We start from the raw sequence: 18,105 nt of genomic DNA, 5'->3' as shown, positions 1-18,105 counted from the left end.
GTGAACCGATGAAGCTCGAGCTGTTGCGACAGCTGAATGCCGAGCGTCAGGCGCGGCGCGCCGCAATCATCATCACCGATACCGCGACCGGCGACCAGCGTCTCATCCGCGAGGATGAGATTGCCGGCTCCGATCGGCCGGATCTCTATCGCGCCCTGATCCGCACCGGCCGCAGCCGGCCGCTGAACGAGGAGGAGGGTGGCGGCTTCGCCACCGTCATGGTGCCGCCGCCGAAGCTGGTCGTGATCGGCGCCGTCCATATCAGCCAGGCGCTCGCGCCGATGGCGCGGATCGCCGGCTACGACGTTACCATCGTCGATCCCAGAACGGCGTTTGCGACCGCAGACCGGTTCCCGGGCGTGCGACTGGTCGCCGAGTGGCCGGACGTTGCGCTACCTGGGATTGGCGTGGACCGCTGGACGGCCTTCTGCGCGCTGACCCATGATCCCAAGATCGACGATCCGGGACTGATCCATGCGCTGGACAAGAACTGCTTCTATATCGGCGCGCTTGGCAGCCGGAAGACGCATGCCCGTCGGGTCGAACGTCTTGTGCAGTCCGGTATCGACGCGGCCATGCTCAGTCGTATCAAGGCGCCGATCGGACTTGCCATCGGCGCCCAGAGCCCGGCGGAGATCGCGGTTGCGATCCTTGCCCAGATGACGGCGGCGCTGAGGCTGGAGCCGGAGACAGCGACGGAGACGGCATGAAATTCGGCAAGGTCGCGCTGACCGAGGCGGAAGGGGCGATTCTCGCCCACAGCCAGCGTACGCCCGGGGGTATCGTCAGGAAGGGGACGCGACTTGCCGCCGCCGACCTCGACAAGCTGGCCGCGGCGGGACTTGGAGAAGTGGTCGTCGCCCGGCTCGAGCCCGGCGACCTGCACGAGGACGAGGCAGCGGCCCGGCTTGCCGAAGCCGTTTGCGGCGCCAATCTGCGGGTCGATGAGGCCTTCACGGGACGAGCCAACCTGTTCGCGACCGTTGCGGGTATCCTGATGGTCGATCGGCCGGCCATCGACGCCTTCAACCGGATCGACGAAGGCATAACCGTGGCGACGCTCGCGGCATACGCCCCTGTCGTCGAGGGCACGATGGTGGCGACGGTCAAGATCATCCCGTTCGCCGTCCCGGGGATGGCCGTCGATACCGCGATCTCTGGCATTCCGCCCGGCGGCCTGTTCCGAGTCGCTCCCTACCGGGCAGCGAGGGTTGGCGTGGTATCGACTCTGCTGCCCGGCACCTCCGAGAAGATGCTCGAAAAGACCGCCCGCGTGCTCGCCGAGCGACTCGCCCCGTCCGGTTCGCGGGTGCTGGACGAGCTGCGCGTCGTCCACGACGAAACGGCGGTTGCGGACGCCCTGTGCGAGCTTGCCAGCCGTGGCGCCGATCTGCTGCTGGTTTTCGGCGCTTCGGCGATCGTAGACCGTGGCGATGTGATCCCCGCCGGCATAGAGGCGTCGGGAGGACGGGTGCGGCATCTGGGCATGCCCGTCGACCCCGGCAACCTGTTGCTGGTCGGCGATCTGGCAGGCGTGCCGGTGATCGGCGCGCCGGGATGCGCCCGCAGTCCGCGTGAAAACGGCTTCGACTGGGTGCTGCAGCGCCTTCTGGCCGGTATCGAGGTGACGGCGGACGATATTACCGGCATGGGGGTGGGGGGGCTGCTGATGGAGATCGAAAGCCGGCCGCAGCCGCGTGCGGCACCGGAATCCGGAGGGCGGCACAATATCGCGGCCATCCTCCTTGCGGCGGGTCAGTCGCGGCGGATGGGCGGCCCGAACAAGCTCCTCGAGGAGGTCGGCGGCAAGCCGTTGGTGCGTATTGCCGCCGAGACGGCGCTGGCAAGTCGCGCGCGCCCGGTGATCGTCGTCACGGGACACCAGCGTGAGCGGATCGAAGCGGCGCTATCGGGACTCGACGTTGTATTCGTCCACAATTTCGACTATGCGGAGGGCCTGTCAACGTCGCTGGCCGCCGGCATCGCCGCCGTGCCGGCCGAGTGCGACGGTGCGGTCGTGTGCCTGGCCGACATGCCGGGGGTGACATCCGGCATGATCGACACGCTTCTCTCGCGTTTCGATCCTCAGACGGGCAGAGCCATCGTCGTGCCGACGGCGTCAGGCAAGCGTGGCAATCCAGTGGTTTGGGCGCGACGGTTCTTTCCCGCGTTGATGGCAGTGCGCGGCGATGTCGGCGCACGGCATCTGATTGGCGAGAACGCCGAACTGGTGGCCGAGGTCGAGGTGGCGGGAAACGGCGTGCTGTCGGATGTGGACACGCCCGAAGCCCTGGCGCGCCTGCGTGACGGGCAAGGCGTCGTTTCCTGAAGCAGACGCTGACACAATTGTCAGCACTCGTCGTGAGGTGCTGCTAATCTCATGATATTAAAGAACTATTCAGGTGTTTGGGTGTTGAATCGTCAAATCGCCGTGGCACAATCGTCGTGGTTTCGTCGATACGGAGACACCCATGGTTGCTGTGGAATTCGAGTCGCAGTTGAGAGGGTACGGGCTGACGACCGCTCAGATCCTCTATCGTCTCCCCGATCACCCCGGGCTGCTGCAGGAATTCGTCTGGCAGCACTACGACCTGGCGCCGGATTTCCCCGCGCTGTATCGGTTCCTCGAATTCTGGGACCGCGAGATCGAGGGGCCGGTCCATTCGGTGCGCGTCGCCCACAACAGGCTTGTCGGACCGCGCGAATGGCGTTCGGCGGTCGGAATCTACGGGCTCCATTGAATACCCGATTGCTTCGCGGTAAGTGACTGCCAGAGCGGCAGATTAACCGGAGACGCGCGCCCGACCGTCGTCCGGAGACGGCGGAGACGGCGATGCGGACGATGGGTTCCCGGTCGGCCCCTGAAGTGGGGTCGAAGGCGGCTGTCGCCGCTACGAGGACGCGAGACGGCGACGGCATCCCCTCGACGGCGCTTCTGCTCGTGGTCGTGCTGACGGTCGTATGGGGCGTCTCGTTCCCGGCAATGAAGGTCGTGCTGACCGAAATGCCGGTTTTCACGTTCCGCTCCCTGTGTCTTCTGGTCGGAGCGGCGGGCGTGGCGGCGGTGGCGCTGGCGAGCGGCAACAGGCTCGCATTGCCGCGCCGCCTGTGGCGTCCGCTGGTCGCCTGTGCGGTCTTCAACATCAGCATATGGCACGTGGCATCCGGCTACGGGCTCCAGGTACTGCCGGGCGGCAGGGCCGCGATCCTCGCCTACACCATGCCGTTCTGGGCCGTCATCTTCGGCGCCCTTGTCGCGGGCGAGCGGATTACCGGTTTCAAGGTCGTGGGCCTGTCGCTCGGCCTTGCCGGCCTGGCACTGCTGATCGGTCCCGACTTCGCTGCCGTGGCTGCCGCACCACTCGGTGTGGTCGCGATCCTCGCGGCGGCGGCATCCTGGGGGTTGGGGACGGTCCTGCTCAAGCGGGTCGCCTGGGAAACTCCTGTGCCGGTCATCGTGATGTGGCAATTCCTTGTGGGGTCGTTGCCGATCGTTGCAGGCGCCCTGCTGGTTGATGACTGGGACGGGCGGATGAATGCCGTGGCCTGGCTGTCCTTCGGCTTTGTCCTGATCGGGCCGATGATTCTCTGCCACATCCTGTGGTTCTCGATCGTCCGTCTGTTGCCGGCGTCGGTTGCGGCGATATCGACCTTGGCGATCCCCGCCGTCGGCGTGATGTCCAGCGCCGTCTGGCTCGGCGAACGGGTGGGGTGGGCCGAGGCCGGCGCACTCGCACTGGTCTGTTCGGGTCTGTTCGTCGTCCTGGTGCTGCCGGCGATGCGGTCCAGCCGGATCCCACCGGCAGCCTGAATCACCCGCGCGCCGTGCAGTCTGTGGCACCGTAAGGCGGTCGCTGGATCGCCTTGTGCGCGGCCTTCAGCGCGTTCGACCAGCGATCCTGCAGGTCGCGGAAGTAGGGGTCGTCGTGCTCGATCCGGTGGTTGAGCTCGAGCTGGAGGCAGTCGCGCCGCAGCATGATCAGGTCGATCGGCATGCCGACGCTCAGATTTGACCGCATGGTCGAATCCATCGAGATCAGCCCGAGCTTCAGCGCATCGTACAGATCGGTGTCGTAGCGTACCGCACGGTCCAGGATCGGCTTGCCGTACTTGTGCTCGCCAATCTGCAGGTAGGGTGTATCGGGGGTTGCCTCGATGAAGTTGCCGGCCGAATAGACCATGAACAGCCGCAACCTGCCGCCCTTCACCTGTCCGCCGACAAGGAATGTCACGTCGAATCCGGCCGCCTGCTGTTCGAGCGCCTTTCCGTCGATCCTGTAGACCTCGCGGATGGCCCGTCCGACGAACTGGGCCGTCTTGAACATGCTGGGTTGCGTCCAGATTGTTTCGGGCTCGGCCGTACCGGGCTCTTCCAGCCCCTCGTTGAGCACGCTGAGCACGGCCTGGCTGGCGGCGAGATTACCCGCCGAGCACAGCGCGACGACACGGTCGCCGGGTCTCTCGAAGATGTGCAGCTTCCGGTAGGTAGCGATGTTGTCGAGCCCCGCATTGGTGCGGGTATCGGCAATCATCACCAGTCCGTCGTTCAACAGGATGCCGACACAGTAGGTCATGGGGGAATCGTCAGTAGGCCAGGTCGGGCGCTTATAGCCCGTCTGCCGGCCGACAGGGAATGGCCGGTGTCATTGCTGCACGCTCGCATCGCGGATGTCGACGCGCACGCCGAGTTCCTCGGCGGTGCCGCCGGACTGCGAGCCGCGCACGGGTGCTGCGTCGAGATAGTCGAGGCCGATTGCCACGCGCACGTAATTGGCATTGGCGCACACCCCGTTGGCGGGATCGAAGGCGACCCAGCCGAGATCTGGAACATGGGCCTCGGCCCAGGCATGCCCAGCCTCGCTCGTCGCAGACGTCGCCTCGTGGAGGAAATACCCGCTGACATAACGGGCCGGGATGCCGAGCGTGCGCGCGGCTGCGATGAAGATGTGGGTGAAATCCTGGCAGACGCCGTGACCGAGGCGGAAGGCTTCCGCGGCCGATGTCCCGCTGTCGGTGCGGGTGGTGTCGAAGGTCATCCGGCTGTGCAGGTCGGCAAGGAGCTCATGCAGAAGGTCCAGCCGGTCGGGCCGGCTGGCGAAACGGCGCGCATAGTCCTCCAGCGCTGCATCCGGGCGGGTGAGATTGGTTTCACGCAGATATAGCGGTCTCGGCAGTCTTTCGACGGCGCCCGACACCACACCGGCGGTATCCTCGGTCTCGACGTCGCCATCGACGGTGATTCGCAAGGAATCGATGGTGCCCATCAGCGTGAAGGTGTGGACGATATTGCCGAAGGCGTCCCGCCGCTCGCTGAGCTTGCAGTCGTGGTCGATCTCGATGCGCCAGCGCCGGACATGCTGGCCGTCATGGCCGCGCGGCGTCAGACGCAGCTTCTGGATGACGTACTTGGCCGGCGTGGCGTAGCGATACGTCGTCGCGTGCATGACGTGGATGCGCATGGCTCAGACGAGATACTGTTCCGTTATCGCCGTGCCGAGACGGTTGTTCTCGGCGATGAACGACTGCAGGAATTCATGCAACCCACCCTGGAAGATTTCCTCGGTCCGCGCGTTGCGCAGCCGTGCGTGCAGGCGCCGGGCCTGCCGCTGGCTTTCGCCCTGGCGGCCATAGGTGCGCGCCAGTTCGTCCAGGAACGTTGCCAGATTGGCATAGCAACTCGCCAGCGACCGCGGCATCTCCTCGCGCAGGATCAGCAGGTCGGCCACCAGCCACGGCTTGATGGAGTCACGGTAGACCCAATGATAGGCCGTCAGCGCGGAGACCGAACGCAGGATGGTCGACCAGTGGAAGTAGTCCAGCCCGCCGCCCACCGGTTCGGTCTCCGGCAGCAGCACATGGTACTTCACGTCGAGGATCCGCGCCGTATTGTCCGCCCGCTCGATGTAGACGCCGAGGCGCGAGAACCAGTAGGCGTCATTGCGCAGCATCGTTCGATAGGCCGAGCCGTCGACGCGCAGCGAGACTTCCTTCACCCACGAGATGAAGCGATTCAGCCCTGAAGGCGAAACGTCGGCCGAGCGGAAACGGTCCATGTCGATCCAGGCGCCGTTGATCGCCTCCCAGGTGTCGTAGGTGAGCGCGGTACGGACGGCGCGCGCGTTGCTGCGGGCGATCTCGAGGCAGCGGCGGATCGAGGCGGGATTGTCCTCGGCGAAGGCCAGATACTCGAACACGTTCTCGGCATTGACCTCGCGGCCGCTCGCCACGAATGCGTCGAGGCAAGCCGAGGCGGCAAGCGCCGATTCCCATTCGTTGGTGATACCGTCGGAGGTGCCGGGCACCGACGCCATGCGCGACGCTGCATGCAGGACGCGAGCGATGTTCTCCGCGCGCTCGACATAGCGCGACATCCAGAACAGGTTGTCGGCAGTGCGGCTCAGCATGGCCGGGCGGCTCCCCGGCGTAGCGGAACGGTTTCAGCCATCGATCACCCACGTGTCCTTGGTCCCGCCGCCCTGGCTCGAATTGACCACCAGCGAGCCCTCCTTCAGCGCGACACGGGTCAGCCCGCCGGGCACGATGCGCACCCTGTCGGCACCGCTCAGCACGAAGGGGCGCAGATCGACATGGCGGGGGACGAGTCCGCTGTCGACCCAGGTGGGGCACGTCGAGAGGGCGAGCGTCGGCTGGGCGATGAAGTTGTCCGGCTCGGCCTTGAGCTTGGCGGCGAACGCCTCCCGCATCGCCTTGTCCGATGCCGGGCCGACCAGCATGCCGTAGCCGCCGGAGCCGTGCACCTCCTTGACCACCAGTTCCTCAAGGTGCTCCAGCACGTAGGTCAGCGCTTCCGGCTCGCGGCAGCGCCACGTGGGAACGTTCTTCAGCACAGGCTCCTCGCCGAGATAGAAGGAGAGGATTTCCGGCATATAGGAATAGATCGCCTTGTCGTCGGCGATTCCGGTGCCGACCGCGTTGGCCAGGCTGACATTCCCCGCATCGTATGCAGACATCAGTCCGGCGACACCCAGCGCCGAATCGGGGCGGAAGGTGAGGGGGTCGAGGAAATCGTCATCGACCCGCCTGTAGATCACGTCGATGCGCTGCAATCCCTCGGTCGTCCGCATGTAGACAACGTCGTCGCGCACCACCAGGTCGCGGCCTTCGACCAGCTCGATACCCAGCTTGTCGGCCAGGAAGGAGTGTTCGTAGTAGGCACTGTTGAATTGCCCGGGAGTGAGCAGGACGATCGTCGGCTCGCTCCCAGCCGTCGGCGGCGCGATCGACTGCAGGGTCGCCAGCAGTTCCTCAGGATAGTTGTCGACCGGGCGAATATGGTGCCGCGAGAACAGCTCGGGAAACAGCAGCATCATCACCTCCCGGTTCTCCAGCATGTAGGAGACCCCGGAGGGTGTGCGCGCATTGTCCTCCAGGACATAGAAGGTGTCCGGATCGACGCGAACGACGTCGATGCCGGCGATCGGCACATAGACATTGCCGGGCACCTTGCGGCCCATCATTTCGGGCCGGAAGGCGGGATTGGCGAAGACAAGTTCGGGCGGAAGGATGCCGGCCTTGAGGATGTCCTGGGGTCCGTAGATGTCGCGCAGGAAGGCGTTGATGGCTCTGACCCGTTGCTCCAGCCCGCGCGCCAGCCGCGCCCATTCCTCGGACGTCAGGATACGTGGAACGATATCGAAGGGGATGATGCGTTCCTCGGCCTGTTCCTGGCCGTAGACCGCGAAGGTGATGCCGATCCGCCGGAAAAGCAGTTCCGCATCGAGGCGGCGCTGCTCGATCAGCTCTGGAGGCGTTTCATCGAGCCATTTCCGCAGTCCGAGATATGGAACCCGGCAGCCGTCGGGCGAGCCAAGCATTTCGTCGAAGAAGTTCGCTCCCATGTCCTCCCCTGCGGAGCCGTCCCCGGCGACTACTATGAGGCCGTTCCGTTCGTCGACGCAAACGGTAAGGCAATCGGTCAGGCGGCGCGAGGGGGATAGATGGGCGCCGTGCCTGAGAAATGGGCAGATCCCGCGGCGGCGGCGAAGGTTGCGGATGCATCCTGAGCCGCCGCCTCGCACCGATCAGCGGTCGGGGCGGTCGATGGCCTTGTCTCGGACGGGCGGCGATGGCTGTTGGTCGCTTCGGCGCCCAGGTTGCGCCGCCCGGCCCGTGCCGTTCACGCAAACACGAACACGTCGCTGCGACCATGTCGTCGCCGATGGCGCGCACCTGCGGAGGCCAGTTCGTGGAGCCCCTGTCCAGGCGGCGGCGGATTTCGGCGTCGTCGACGGCGATCCTGAACATGTGCTAACCTTCCTGCAGCTCCTGGCGTGGGCATCGTGCCGTCGGGCCCATAACCCGAAGCCGTCTCGGACGTTGAGGCCGGGGACGCATCAGGAGCCCTTCAACATGCACGGCGTCATCAGGGCGAGCGTCCGCCCGCCGTTGCCAGCCCCATCGAGGTGCGATCGGGCCGCGGGCCGTTGTCAGATCAGCTTCAGCCCGCGCAGGCTGGCATGACCGTTGCGGCCGACGATGACGTGATCATGAACGGTAACGCCGAGGGGCTGGGCGATATCGACAATGGTCTTGGTCATCTCGATATCCGCGCGGGAAGGGGTCGGATCGCCGCTGGGATGATTGTGCACCAGAATGATCGCCGTCGCCGACAACTCGAGCGCGCGCTTGATGACCTCGCGCGGGTAGACCGGCGTGTGGTCTACGGTGCCGGTCTGCTGGACCTCGTCGGAAATGAGGGCGTTGCGCTTGTCGAGAAACAGGATCCGGAACTGCTCCTTCTCGGCGAAGGCCATGGTCGTGCGGCAATATTCGATGACGGCCGACCAGGACGCCAGGACCGGCCGCTTCCGTACGGCCCCGCGGGCAATCCGTTCGGCCGCCGCCTGGACGAGCTTCAGATCGGTCACCACCGCGTCGCCGACCCCTTCCACCTCGCGCAGCCGCGCCGGCGGCGCGGCGATTACCTCAGCGAACGACCCGAAACGCCCGATCAGGCGCTTGGCGATTGGCTTGGTGTCGATGCGGGGCAGGCTGCGGAACAGCAGCAGTTCGAGCAACTCGTAATCGGGCAGCGCGTCTGCGCCGCCCTTCAGGAAGCGATCCCTGAGCCGGTTGCGGTGACCGGCAGCATCGGTGTCGGGCTTGGGCGACCGTTCGTCGAAGCCCGCCATTGGCTCACGCTCTACGATAGGGCGGCTTGTCGAGGCCGGCCGGCGATAGGGTGAAGATCTCGACCCCGTCGTCCGTGACCCCGACCGTGTGCTCGAACTGTGCCGACAGCGAGCGGTCGCGCGTGACCGCCGTCCAGCCATCGCCGAGCACCTTCACGTGCGGACGGCCCAGGTTGATCATCGGCTCGATGGTGAACAGCATCCCGGGCCTCAGCTCGATGCCCTCGCCGGGTTCGCCAAAATGCAGGATGTTCGGGGTATCATGGAACACACGGCCGAGGCCATGGCCACAGAAATCACGAACCACCGATGTCCGCTCCGCCTCGGCATAGCTCTGTATCGCGGCACCGATATCCCCGGTCGTGTTGCCCGGACGGACCGCGCCGATGCCGCGCATCATCGCCTCCCACGTCACCTCGATCAGACGCTCGGCCCGTCGCGAGATCTCGCCGACCGGATACATGCGACTCGAATCGCCGTACCAGCCATCGACGATCAGCGTTACGTCGACATTGACGATATCCCCCTCGCGCAGCGGCTTCTCGTTGGGAATGCCATGGCAGACCACATGGTTGATCGACGTACAGATCGCCTTCGGATAGCCGCGGTAGAGCAGCGAGGCAGGATACGCCCCGTTGTCGCGGGCGAACTGATAGACAATGTCGTCGATCGCTGCGGTGGTGACACCAGGCTTGACCAAGCCGGCGACGAGATCAAGCGCCTCGGCCGTGAGCTTGCCGGCCTTGCGCATGCCCTCGAATGCCTCGGGTCCATGAAGCTTGATCTCGCCGGTATTGCGTGCCGGCGCGATGCTGGCGTCGATGTAATTCATGATGGATATCCGGACGCTCCCGACCAGCCCCATCCGGAGCGGGCCTGGTCAGAGTAATACGTAAGGCCGAATGTAGTGGAACGGCGACGGCACGCAAGCCGCGCTTCGCTGCCGCTAGGCGTTCCCTTGCGTGCCGGCGCGTGTTGTGGTCTCTCGGCCAGATGATCGAACACAACCACAGCGACGCCGGCACCGCGCGCGACGCGCCTGCCTTCGGCACCTTTGCACCGAGCGCCCTGCAGGCTCGTCTGATCGATTTTACCCGCTCTCGGCCGGACACGTGGCTGGGCAAGCGCTGCGCCTTTCTGGCGCGCCGTCTGGCGATGATGACGTTCCGCGGCTCGCTTGACGTGGAGGTGTTCGGCCAGCGGATGCGCCTGTATCCGTTCAACAACGTGTCCGAGAAGCGCATCCTGTTCACGCCCCAGTTCTTCGATCCGCTGGAACGCCAGCTTCTCGCAGGTCGGATCGGCGCCGATTTCGTGTTCATCGACATCGGCGCGAACATCGGTGCCTATTCGCTGTTCGTTGCGGGTCTCGCCGGGCACGGCGCGCGCATCCTGGCGATCGAGCCGCAGCCGGACGTGTTCGAGCGGCTCGTCGCCAACATTTCGCTCAATCCGTCGGGAACCGTGAAGGCGATTGGATGCGCGCTCGCCGACAGGGAGGGCGAGATGACGCTGTTCCTGGCCACCCGCAACAAGGGTGAGTCGAGCGTGAAGTTCCAGGGCGCCCCACTGGAGGAGGGACAGTCGGTGCAGGTCCCGGCCCGTACACTGCTCGGTCTCATCGAAGACGAGGGGCTCGACCATATTGACGCCATCAAGATCGACGTGGAAGGCGCCGAAGATCTGATCCTGATTCCATTCCTGCGCGATGCGCCGCCGCGTCTGTTGCCGCGTCTGTTCATCGTCGAGAATGCACGCGGCCGCTGGCAGACGGACTGCATCGCCGAACTCGAGGCGATGGGCTATGCCATCATCGCCGAAACCCGCCTCAACGTAGTGCTGGAGCGCGACGGCTGCTAATCCTCGCAGGTCAACGGCGCATCGAGCTCGATTGCCTCGGGCGTGACCTTGCAGCGGTATGCGAGCACCTCGACGCCTGCCGAGCGGGCGCGTGCGAGCGCCGCCGCGTAACCCGGATCGATGTCGCGGGCGATCGCCAGCCGGTCGGCATCGCCGCGCTGCACGAGGAAGAACATCACCGCGCGGGCGCCGCGGCCGACCATGGCGGCGAGTTCGTCCAGATGCTTGGCTCCGCGCGCGGTCACCGAGTCGGGAAACTCGGCCAGTCCTGCCGTCCGCATCAGATGGACGTTCTTAACCTCGACATAGCAGTCGGGATGCGCGCAGCGCGTCAGCAGCAGGTCGATGCGGCTGTTGCGTCCATACTTGACCTCCCGCCGCAAGTCCTCGTAGCCCGCAAGTTCGGGTACCAGACCCGATCCGACCGCCTCGGCGACGAGACGGTTCGGATGGCCGGTATTGATGCCGACGATGGCCGGCCCCGCCCCGAGATCGACCTCCACCAGCTCCAGCGACCAGGCGAGCTTGCGCTTGGGATCGTAGGCGGCCGACAGCCAGACCCGCAGTCCCGGATCGGCGAGTCCGAGCATCGAGCCGGGATTCGCGCAATGCGCCGTGACGGTTCGCCCGTCCGCAAGCGCGACATCGGCCAGGAACCGCTTGTAGCGGCGGACCAGCCGGCCTTCGGTGAGAGGGGCTGCGAAGCGCATCGAAGGTCCGTCCGCCGCTGCCGCGATCCTGTTCTCGAAGTCGATCCACTTGAGCGATTATCGGCCCTGCGATAGACCACCGGCCACCCAGGCGCAACCGAGGCGGACCGATGGGCGAGGCGACAGCGGGTGACGGCGGCGAGGTGGTGACGGCGGCGGTCCTCGTGATCGGCGACGAGATCCTCTCCGGCCGCACCAAGGATCGCAATATCGGCTATATCGCGGAATATCTCACCGCGCTCGGTATCGACCTGCGCGAGGCGCGCATCGTTCCGGACGTCGTCTCCGAGATCGCCGCGGCGGTCAACGCCCTGCGCGGGCGCTATACCTATGTCTTCACCACGGGCGGCATCGGTCCGACCCACGACGACATCACTGCGGACGGCATCGCCGAGGCGTTCGGCGTGCCTGTGCATCACGATCCGCGTGCCGTAGAGATCCTGAAGGCGTATCTCGGCGATCGCCTCAACGAGGCGCGCCTGCGGATGGCGCGCATGCCGGTGGGTTCCGAGCTGATCGAGAACACCGTTTCGAAGGCGCCCGGCTGGCGCATCGGCAACGTCTATGTCATGGCCGGCATCCCCTCGGTCATGCACGCCATGCTCGATGCGATCGCGCCGACGCTGCGGACCGGGACCGTCATCGAATCCCGGACGGTCGAGGGCCGGGGAATCAAGGAGGGCGACGTCGGCGGACCCCTCGGCGACATTCAGGCCGCCTTTCCGCAGGTGATGATCGGCAGCTATCCCCATTTCGACGGAAACCAGTTCACCACCTCGCTCGTTCTCCGCTCACGCGACACCGCTGCGCTCGACGCCGCCGAGGCGCAGGTTCGGGCGCTCGTCGAGCGGTTGCTGGCCGAGGTCCGACCCTGACCACCGAGGAGGCCGGCATGTCGCCCGGAGCAGAGAAGGCGTTCCCCGTGTCGTGGGATCAGTTTCACAGGGATGCACGCGCGCTGGCATGGCGGCTGGCCGGAATTGGAACCTGGCAGGCAATCGTCTGCGTCACCCGCGGCGGTCTGGTTCCGACCGCGATCGTCGCGCGGGAGCTCGGCATCCGCATCATCGAGACGGTGGGCGTCGCGTCCTATCACGACTACAAGACCCAAGGCAGTCTCGACGTCATCAAGCCAGTCAGCCATAAGGTCATTGACCTCAATGGCGGCGACGGCTCGGCCGTCCTGATCGTCGATGACCTCGTCGACACCGGAAAGACCGCCCGTGTCGTACGCGAGATCCTCCCCAAGGCCCATTTCGCGACCGTCTACGCCAAGCCGATGGGCCGTCCGCTCGTCGATACCTTCATCACCGAAGTGAGCCAGGATACCTGGATCTACTTTCCATGGGATACGGGACTGGCCTTCCAGCCGCCGATCGCCCAGTCGGGAGGAGGCTGAGCCGAGGTGATCGAGCTCCTCTCCGGCGGCTTCTCGACCGAGTTTGGCCTTGCGGCAATCTGCAGTCGCATGGCCGTCGCTGCGGGGTTCGGCCTGGTGATCGGTTTCGATCGCGAAGTCCGCAGCGTGTCCGCCGGCCTTCGCACCCACATGCTGGTTTCGCTCGCGGCGGCCACATTCGCCATCCTTGCCTTCGAGATCGTGGCGCAGGCGACCCGCGAGGGCATCGACAACGCCGATCCGGTCCGCATCATCGAGGCGGTAACGGCCGGGGTGGCCTTCCTGGCGGCCGGCACCATCATCCGGGGCGGCGACCGCGTGCGCGGTCTGACGACGGGTGCGGGGCTGTGGCTTGCCGGCGCGATTGGCCTGGCCTGTGGGGTCGGCGCCTGGGCCGTCGCCTTTCTCGCCACGCTGCTGGGCATCGTCATCCTCACGGTGCTGCGCCACGTCGAGCGCATTCTCGCCCTGAAGCCGCGCACGGCATCGCGGGACGCCGGCAACGGCCGCTGACCGGCCCGCCGGACGGGATCCCCGCAACGGTTGTCGACGCCGCTACGAAGCTGTATCGCCGGGGATGGCGACTTCCGCGGGCGTGGCGGAACCGGTAGACGCAAGGGACTTAAAATCCCTCGGAGCAATCCATGCGGGTTCGACTCCCGCCGCCCGCACCATTCAAAATTGTCGTTTTATTTCATATACTTAATTATGGGTTCGTATGAGTGTTTGTAACAACATTTGTAACATCGGTTGTAACCCGTGAGCGAGGAGGATCGAGGAGTTGTTCCCCCTATTTTCTCGACCCGCCATGCGCCTGCCTGTCTATCCCTTCGTCGTCGCCGAATCACGTAGCATCAGTTCCCAGAAACAGAGATTCATGTGATTCTGAACGAAATTGGCGTAAAGCAACGGTTGGAACACGCTAGGCAGCAGCCCGCTCTCATAGAGGAACGATAATACGCAATGGATCCTGTCTACATATCTTCATTGTTCTTCTTAGTGCTTGCGAGTTACGCGTCAAATGAATCCGGTAAAAGCCTCGGAACAATGGCCACTCCGGGGATTCCATCGATTTTAATGACTCTTTTCGGTGGATTGATTTGCACAGTTGCCATATTATCAATGATTGTTGCAGGGTTCATATACCTCGATTGGTGGCTTCCCGTTTTGACGATCATGGTCTCATTGGTCTGTTCTGCAATCCTGTATTCGATGTTGCCGCTTGGCCCCACATACGTGATTCTGGGTTTCCCTATTGGAGTCGTTCTTGGCGCAGTTTGGGCACTTAGTCTCTGATTGTGCCTGAGCGTGAACGACTTGGAATCAGCCGTCAGAATTGCACTGGTTTGTCGTCGTAGCTGCGATCGGTGCGGCCGATCCGGGAAATATCGCCTCGCACCGCTCGCCGCGACGTTCGGCGCGTCGACGGTTGTCGAGAGGCTGACGAGGGATTGCGCATGGCGGACGGGAGCGGATCGCAGGCGACCGCGCGGTGACGAGTGCAGGGCGACGCTGATAGACGTTCAGGGCGCGCCGCGCCCGCCGGACCTGCCGCCGGGGATGGCTAGGTTGCGGGTGGTGAGGGGACTGCAACGCTAATCACTTGTCAGAAGCGTCTCGACTAATTTGGAACCAAAGGTGCGCGAGATAGTCCTCGGCAGGCACCGTGTTGTCTGTTGCAGCGTGTCCATATTGCCAGTCGGGCACAAGCTGCCGAAATCGGTCGACAAACGGCGGGAGGTCCATATGGGTATCTATGAACTCCAGTAATAGATCGGCGACGGGTGTGCTAATGTCAGGCGGATCAAAGACAATTCCATTGATCAGCAGAAAAGCAGCGGCCGCGACAAAGGCCGTGCGCTTGTTGCCTTGCTCGAATGGATGGTTTTGCGCAATCGCACGCATCAAAACGCATGCTAGGACTATAAGATCTCGTTCGTTACTGTAGTGGTAGTAGTTGATAGGTGCGACAGTCGCGCTATGAAGGCCTCCTTCATTGCGCAAAAAGAAAGGCTCGCCTGTTTCCTCAACAAGCGCCTGATTCTGCTCAATTATCTGCTCGGCGTCGAGCCAAAACGGCTCTCCCACAACTCAGCTCTTTGCGAGCTTTTCGGTGGTCTTCGGAAATCGCCGCGAAATTGCGCGCGCCATTTCGCGCATATCAACATCGCCTACAATCTGATACTCGATGCCACTACGGCGCAGCGCCGCGTTTGCACGCATGCGCTGCTCGTCGTTCATGCGACCGGGAGCGGCGTGGGCAACGTGGGCAACGACGGTCATCTCTCACACTCCGACGCCAAGCGTCATAGCTGACGAACGCTTACACAATAATAAATACGTTCGACAACGTCCAGCGTTCCACGGTTGGTGCGACGACGATACCGACGAGGATGCCGATCATCGTCATCACCATCATGACGATGATCGGCATCACCACGATCATCACATGCCGACGATCAGCAGCAGCAACAGGAACAGCAGCAAACGGCGTTGTCACCGACGACGCGGGGCAGCGGCTAATGTGGTAATGCCTTTGGCGCTTCGGCTGCGCGGTGATGCTGACGGTCAACATGAGCATGACGACGACGATAGTCACCGCCACCATCACCATCATGCCGATGATCGGCCGCAGCGAGATCAGCATCATGCAGAGGGCGCCACCGGCGAACCGGGGCGCCCTCTGAGGCGAGTGTGGGCTTGTCGCGTCAGGCTGCGGCGCGCGGCTGCACGTTGACGATCTGGACGACGTTGAGAGTCGGCGGCCACCGCCTCAGGCGCCGGAGCTTGCCGCTGTTCAGGATGCGATAGACGGCGAGCGTGCCACGCGCGTTGAACAGGTGCACATAGCGAAGCCCGTTCGCGACGCGGATGCCGGATGCGTTGCTCGGCTGGTCGATGCCGCCGGCTCGGAAGTATGCCGCGATGGCGCGGCGAGTGTGGTCACTGGGCAAGACTGCCTCCTATGGGATTGATGTTCGGGGAACTCCGCGCCCGGACCTGCCGGGCGCGGTGGTGCTGTGAGGGCGGGCGTTATGCGCCCGGTCCGCTGGGTCCGGAATGGACACCATCATCCACGTTGATCATCACGCCGCGCCGAACGATCGCGTGTCGATGTCTGTCGTGCTTCAGCAGCACGACGACTTCGCCCTCGACAACGACAACGCGGGCCTCTTCGAAGTCGTGATGAATAAATGGGGGAACATCGTCTCGCGCCAGACGAGGGCGAACTCGTCGAGCGAAAGTTCATTCTTGAAGATGTCCACTCCGGACGACAACGCGGTTTTTGCGAACTTCATATAAGTCATGCTAGCGTCATCCTCTGCTCGCCGGGGCGATCGCAACGCCACCGGACGGGTTGAAGTCGGGTAGGCTTCCGGCGACGCGGCTTCGGCCGCGTCGCTTGCATTCGCGGTGTCTCTGCCGGGCGTTCATTCTCCTTTCACGACGGTTGCGGGGAACGAGTAGCGGACTTCCTTGTGAAGCCGCTTCCGTAGGGCGTTGAGGCGCACCACGTCGGCGAGCGCCTGTTTCTTCGCCTCAGGGTCGGACAGGTCGGCCCGCTCGATCTCGGCAAGGGCGCGGTCGATTTCCTGAAGCTTGTAGCGGTTGATCAGTTCGGACAGGGCTCGGGCACTGTCGAGGAACGCGCCGACCATGCGTTCGGCCTTTCCGAGCAAGCCGCGATCGGTCGTTCCGTCCCACTGGTATTCATGCCACTCGGGATCTTCGTCGGCCTCCCAATCGGTGCTGTCCAGCCCGACGCTGCCGAGCGTTTCCTGAATGAACGGCAGGGCGTTGGCTTGCGCCTCGCCGTCCTGCCGGAGGAAGTCGGCGAACGTGACTGCGAGGAATGGGGCGGTGTCGTCGGCGACATGCCGGGCCTGCTTCGCCTGTTCGGCCATCTTGACCTTCTGACGCTCGCGATAGCGGCGCTGCTTCTCTGCCGGGGATAGTGCCATGTGGGGCTCCTCGTGGATAACGGTAACGATAGTGACCGTTACCTAGCAATCTGCGGATAGGATTGCAAGAGGGAGGGCGACGAGAATTTGCAGCCCCACAGACGGCCGCTCGCCTCACCTGAGTCCCTGACAGCCGGGAGCATGCGAACGGCCGCTGGCGGCGCCTCCCTGATTCAGCAATCGCCTATCGGGTCGCCGGAGCGGGTCAGACCCTCGCTCAAGTTCGTGATGGCGATCGAGAGTGGCCAGGTATCGCCGATCTCGCCGAGGGCGATCTTGAGGGCGTCTTCGTCGCGGGCGGACAGCAGGGCGTGGACGAGGCGGGCATAGGTGGCGTCGTCGAGGTAGTGGCCGGCGGGTCTGTCTACGGTGTCGCTGGGCATTTTCGAGTCTCCGGTGCGTGTTGATGGCGACAGTGATTCACGCGCCGGGCGCGTCGTCAAGACGAAAACACATGCAAAAACAACGGGTTAAGTCAGTTCTGACTGAACCGGGGCGGCGCGGGGCGATTCCAGCGGCTGCACTTGAGGGCCTTCAACGTCACCGGGAGCCTTCGGCGAGGCCGGGGATGTTGAATCCAGACTCGGCAGCGGAGCCTTCGGCGAGACCGGGAGTGAGGGCGGGAGGCGAGCGCAGCGAGCCGGGCGCCCTCGATCCTCTCTTGAGGCAACCAGCCCGGCCTTCGGCCCAAGCCGGGAGTATTCCATCTCATCGAGAATCGGGAATTGAGAACGGGAGGCGAGCGCAGCGAGCCGGGAGTTCTCAATTCCCCAAGTCGGCGGTTCCTGCCGGAGTCGCGCGGTTGGAAAAACCTTCGGTTTTTCCTAGTTCTGTAAGAGTCTTCTTCTTCTTCTTCTTCTTCTTATAAGGGGAATCCGCGACGGATTTTGTGCTAGACAAATACGTCCGGCGCGGAAGGCAAAAATCCTTATAGGACAATGAGATAGGCTGACTCCGGCATCTCCGGCTCGCGGGCGTTTGTCTAGCACAGCCCGGCGATTTGTCTAGCACAGCCCCAGCCC

General features: G+C 64.3%; 22 protein-coding genes and 1 tRNA gene. 11 read left to right on the top strand and 12 right to left on the bottom strand.

The window, feature by feature from the left end; genetic code table 11:
• The first annotated feature begins 8 nt into the window (after positions 1-8).
• The 4 genes from EDC22_RS04755 to EDC22_RS04740 all read left to right on the top strand — a co-directional run bounded on the left by EDC22_RS04755 (position 9) and on the right by EDC22_RS04740 (position 3,811).
• Positions 9-710: an XdhC family protein gene (locus EDC22_RS04755; protein ID WP_132805458.1), complete on the top strand. Its 702-nt coding sequence runs from the start codon at positions 9-11 to the stop codon at positions 708-710.
• A complete protein-coding gene (locus tag EDC22_RS04750; RefSeq protein WP_132805457.1) occupies positions 707-2,329 on the top strand; it encodes an NTP transferase domain-containing protein in 1,623 nt (540 codons plus the stop codon). The genes EDC22_RS04755 and EDC22_RS04750 overlap by 4 nt, the downstream gene beginning before the upstream one ends.
• A 142-nt stretch (positions 2,330-2,471) precedes the next feature.
• Entirely contained in the window at positions 2,472-2,741 is a 270-nt protein-coding gene (locus tag EDC22_RS04745; RefSeq protein WP_132805456.1) for an usg protein, read from the top strand.
• 101 nt (positions 2,742-2,842) lie between these two features.
• Positions 2,843-3,811: a DMT family transporter gene (locus EDC22_RS04740; RefSeq protein WP_165926795.1), complete on the top strand. Its 969-nt coding sequence runs from the start codon at positions 2,843-2,845 to the stop codon at positions 3,809-3,811.
• Between the two features lies 1 nt (position 3,812).
• On the opposite strand, the gene EDC22_RS04735 is transcribed toward EDC22_RS04740, so the two are convergent.
• From EDC22_RS04735 to map, 6 genes are all read right to left on the bottom strand, one after another.
• Positions 3,813-4,574 carry a proteasome-type protease gene (locus tag EDC22_RS04735; RefSeq protein ID WP_132805454.1) on the bottom strand — a complete coding sequence of 254 codons (762 nt, stop codon included), beginning with the start codon at positions 4,572-4,574 and terminating at the stop codon, positions 3,813-3,815.
• Between the two features lie 69 nt (positions 4,575-4,643).
• Complete coding sequence (locus tag EDC22_RS04730) at positions 4,644-5,444, bottom strand: transglutaminase family protein (RefSeq protein WP_245499628.1); 801 nt, start codon at positions 5,442-5,444, stop codon at positions 4,644-4,646.
• A gap of 18 nt (positions 5,445-5,462) precedes the next feature.
• Entirely contained in the window at positions 5,463-6,404 is a 942-nt protein-coding gene (locus tag EDC22_RS04725) for an alpha-E domain-containing protein (protein WP_132805452.1), read from the bottom strand.
• Between the two features lie 33 nt (positions 6,405-6,437).
• On the bottom strand, positions 6,438-7,859 hold the full coding sequence (locus tag EDC22_RS04720) for a circularly permuted type 2 ATP-grasp protein (RefSeq protein WP_425385510.1): 1,422 nt from the start codon (positions 7,857-7,859) through the stop codon (positions 6,438-6,440).
• A gap of 588 nt (positions 7,860-8,447) precedes the next feature.
• Complete coding sequence (radC, locus tag EDC22_RS04715; RefSeq protein ID WP_132805451.1) at positions 8,448-9,152, bottom strand: RadC family protein; 705 nt, start codon at positions 9,150-9,152, stop codon at positions 8,448-8,450.
• 4 nt (positions 9,153-9,156) lie between these two features.
• A complete protein-coding gene (gene map, locus EDC22_RS04710; RefSeq protein ID WP_132805450.1) occupies positions 9,157-9,984 on the bottom strand; it encodes a type I methionyl aminopeptidase in 828 nt (275 codons plus the stop codon).
• 161 nt (positions 9,985-10,145) lie between these two features.
• Between map and EDC22_RS04705 the strand changes: the two genes are divergently transcribed.
• Positions 10,146-11,012, top strand: coding sequence for an FkbM family methyltransferase (locus EDC22_RS04705; RefSeq protein ID WP_132805449.1), 867 nt, complete (start codon positions 10,146-10,148; stop codon positions 11,010-11,012).
• Here EDC22_RS04705 and sfsA read toward each other — a convergent pair.
• Positions 11,009-11,722 (bottom strand): DNA/RNA nuclease SfsA, encoded by a 714-nt coding sequence (sfsA, locus tag EDC22_RS04700; protein ID WP_132805448.1) that lies wholly within the window; start codon positions 11,720-11,722, stop codon positions 11,009-11,011. The two genes, EDC22_RS04705 and sfsA, sit on opposite strands and share 4 nt — an antisense overlap.
• A gap of 110 nt (positions 11,723-11,832) precedes the next feature.
• Between sfsA and EDC22_RS04695 the strand changes: the two genes are divergently transcribed.
• The 4 genes from EDC22_RS04695 (at position 11,833) to EDC22_RS04680 (ending at position 13,795) form a co-directional block, all read left to right on the top strand.
• A complete protein-coding gene (locus tag EDC22_RS04695; RefSeq protein WP_132805447.1) occupies positions 11,833-12,597 on the top strand; it encodes a competence/damage-inducible protein A in 765 nt (254 codons plus the stop codon).
• Between the two features lie 17 nt (positions 12,598-12,614).
• On the top strand, positions 12,615-13,121 hold the full coding sequence (gene gpt, locus EDC22_RS04690) for a xanthine phosphoribosyltransferase (RefSeq protein WP_132805446.1): 507 nt from the start codon (positions 12,615-12,617) through the stop codon (positions 13,119-13,121).
• Positions 13,122-13,127: 6 nt separating this feature from the next.
• Positions 13,128-13,634 (top strand): MgtC/SapB family protein, encoded by a 507-nt coding sequence (locus tag EDC22_RS04685; RefSeq protein WP_245499627.1) that lies wholly within the window; start codon positions 13,128-13,130, stop codon positions 13,632-13,634.
• Positions 13,635-13,710: 76 nt separating this feature from the next.
• Positions 13,711-13,795, top strand: a tRNA-Leu gene (locus tag EDC22_RS04680).
• Between the two features lie 925 nt (positions 13,796-14,720).
• Here the strand turns inward: EDC22_RS04680 and EDC22_RS04675 are convergent.
• Positions 14,721-15,209 (bottom strand): type II toxin-antitoxin system death-on-curing family toxin, encoded by a 489-nt coding sequence (locus EDC22_RS04675; RefSeq protein WP_132805445.1) that lies wholly within the window; start codon positions 15,207-15,209, stop codon positions 14,721-14,723.
• Between EDC22_RS04675 and EDC22_RS17890 the strand changes: the two genes are divergently transcribed.
• Positions 15,102-15,437 (top strand): hypothetical protein, encoded by a 336-nt coding sequence (locus EDC22_RS17890; RefSeq protein WP_165926764.1) that lies wholly within the window; start codon positions 15,102-15,104, stop codon positions 15,435-15,437. The genes EDC22_RS04675 and EDC22_RS17890 overlap by 108 nt on opposite strands.
• Positions 15,438-15,444: 7 nt before the next feature.
• On the opposite strand, the gene EDC22_RS04665 is transcribed toward EDC22_RS17890, so the two are convergent.
• Positions 15,445-15,771, bottom strand: a complete 327-nt coding sequence (locus EDC22_RS04665) for a hypothetical protein (protein ID WP_132805443.1) — start codon at positions 15,769-15,771, stop codon at positions 15,445-15,447.
• A 58-nt stretch (positions 15,772-15,829) separates the two neighbouring features.
• Positions 15,830-16,075, bottom strand: a complete 246-nt coding sequence (locus EDC22_RS04660) for a hypothetical protein (RefSeq protein ID WP_132805442.1) — start codon at positions 16,073-16,075, stop codon at positions 15,830-15,832.
• A 106-nt stretch (positions 16,076-16,181) separates the two neighbouring features.
• Between EDC22_RS04660 and EDC22_RS04655 the strand changes: the two genes are divergently transcribed.
• A complete protein-coding gene (locus EDC22_RS04655; protein ID WP_132805441.1) occupies positions 16,182-16,424 on the top strand; it encodes a hypothetical protein in 243 nt (80 codons plus the stop codon).
• A gap of 128 nt (positions 16,425-16,552) precedes the next feature.
• On the opposite strand, the gene EDC22_RS04650 is transcribed toward EDC22_RS04655, so the two are convergent.
• Together EDC22_RS04650 and EDC22_RS04645 are read right to left on the bottom strand one after the other, a co-directional pair.
• Positions 16,553-17,083 carry a hypothetical protein gene (locus tag EDC22_RS04650; protein WP_132805440.1) on the bottom strand — a complete coding sequence of 177 codons (531 nt, stop codon included), beginning with the start codon at positions 17,081-17,083 and terminating at the stop codon, positions 16,553-16,555.
• 173 nt (positions 17,084-17,256) lie between these two features.
• On the bottom strand, positions 17,257-17,466 hold the full coding sequence (locus tag EDC22_RS04645) for a hypothetical protein (RefSeq protein ID WP_132805439.1): 210 nt from the start codon (positions 17,464-17,466) through the stop codon (positions 17,257-17,259).
• Positions 17,467-18,105 lie beyond the last annotated feature (639 nt).

It is taken from the genome of Tepidamorphus gemmatus (genome assembly GCF_004346195.1).
Classification (GTDB): Bacteria; Pseudomonadota; Alphaproteobacteria; order Rhizobiales; family Tepidamorphaceae; genus Tepidamorphus; species Tepidamorphus gemmatus.
The sequence above is the reverse complement of the archived record's forward strand: the minus strand, read 5'-3'. Positions and strand labels throughout refer to the sequence as shown.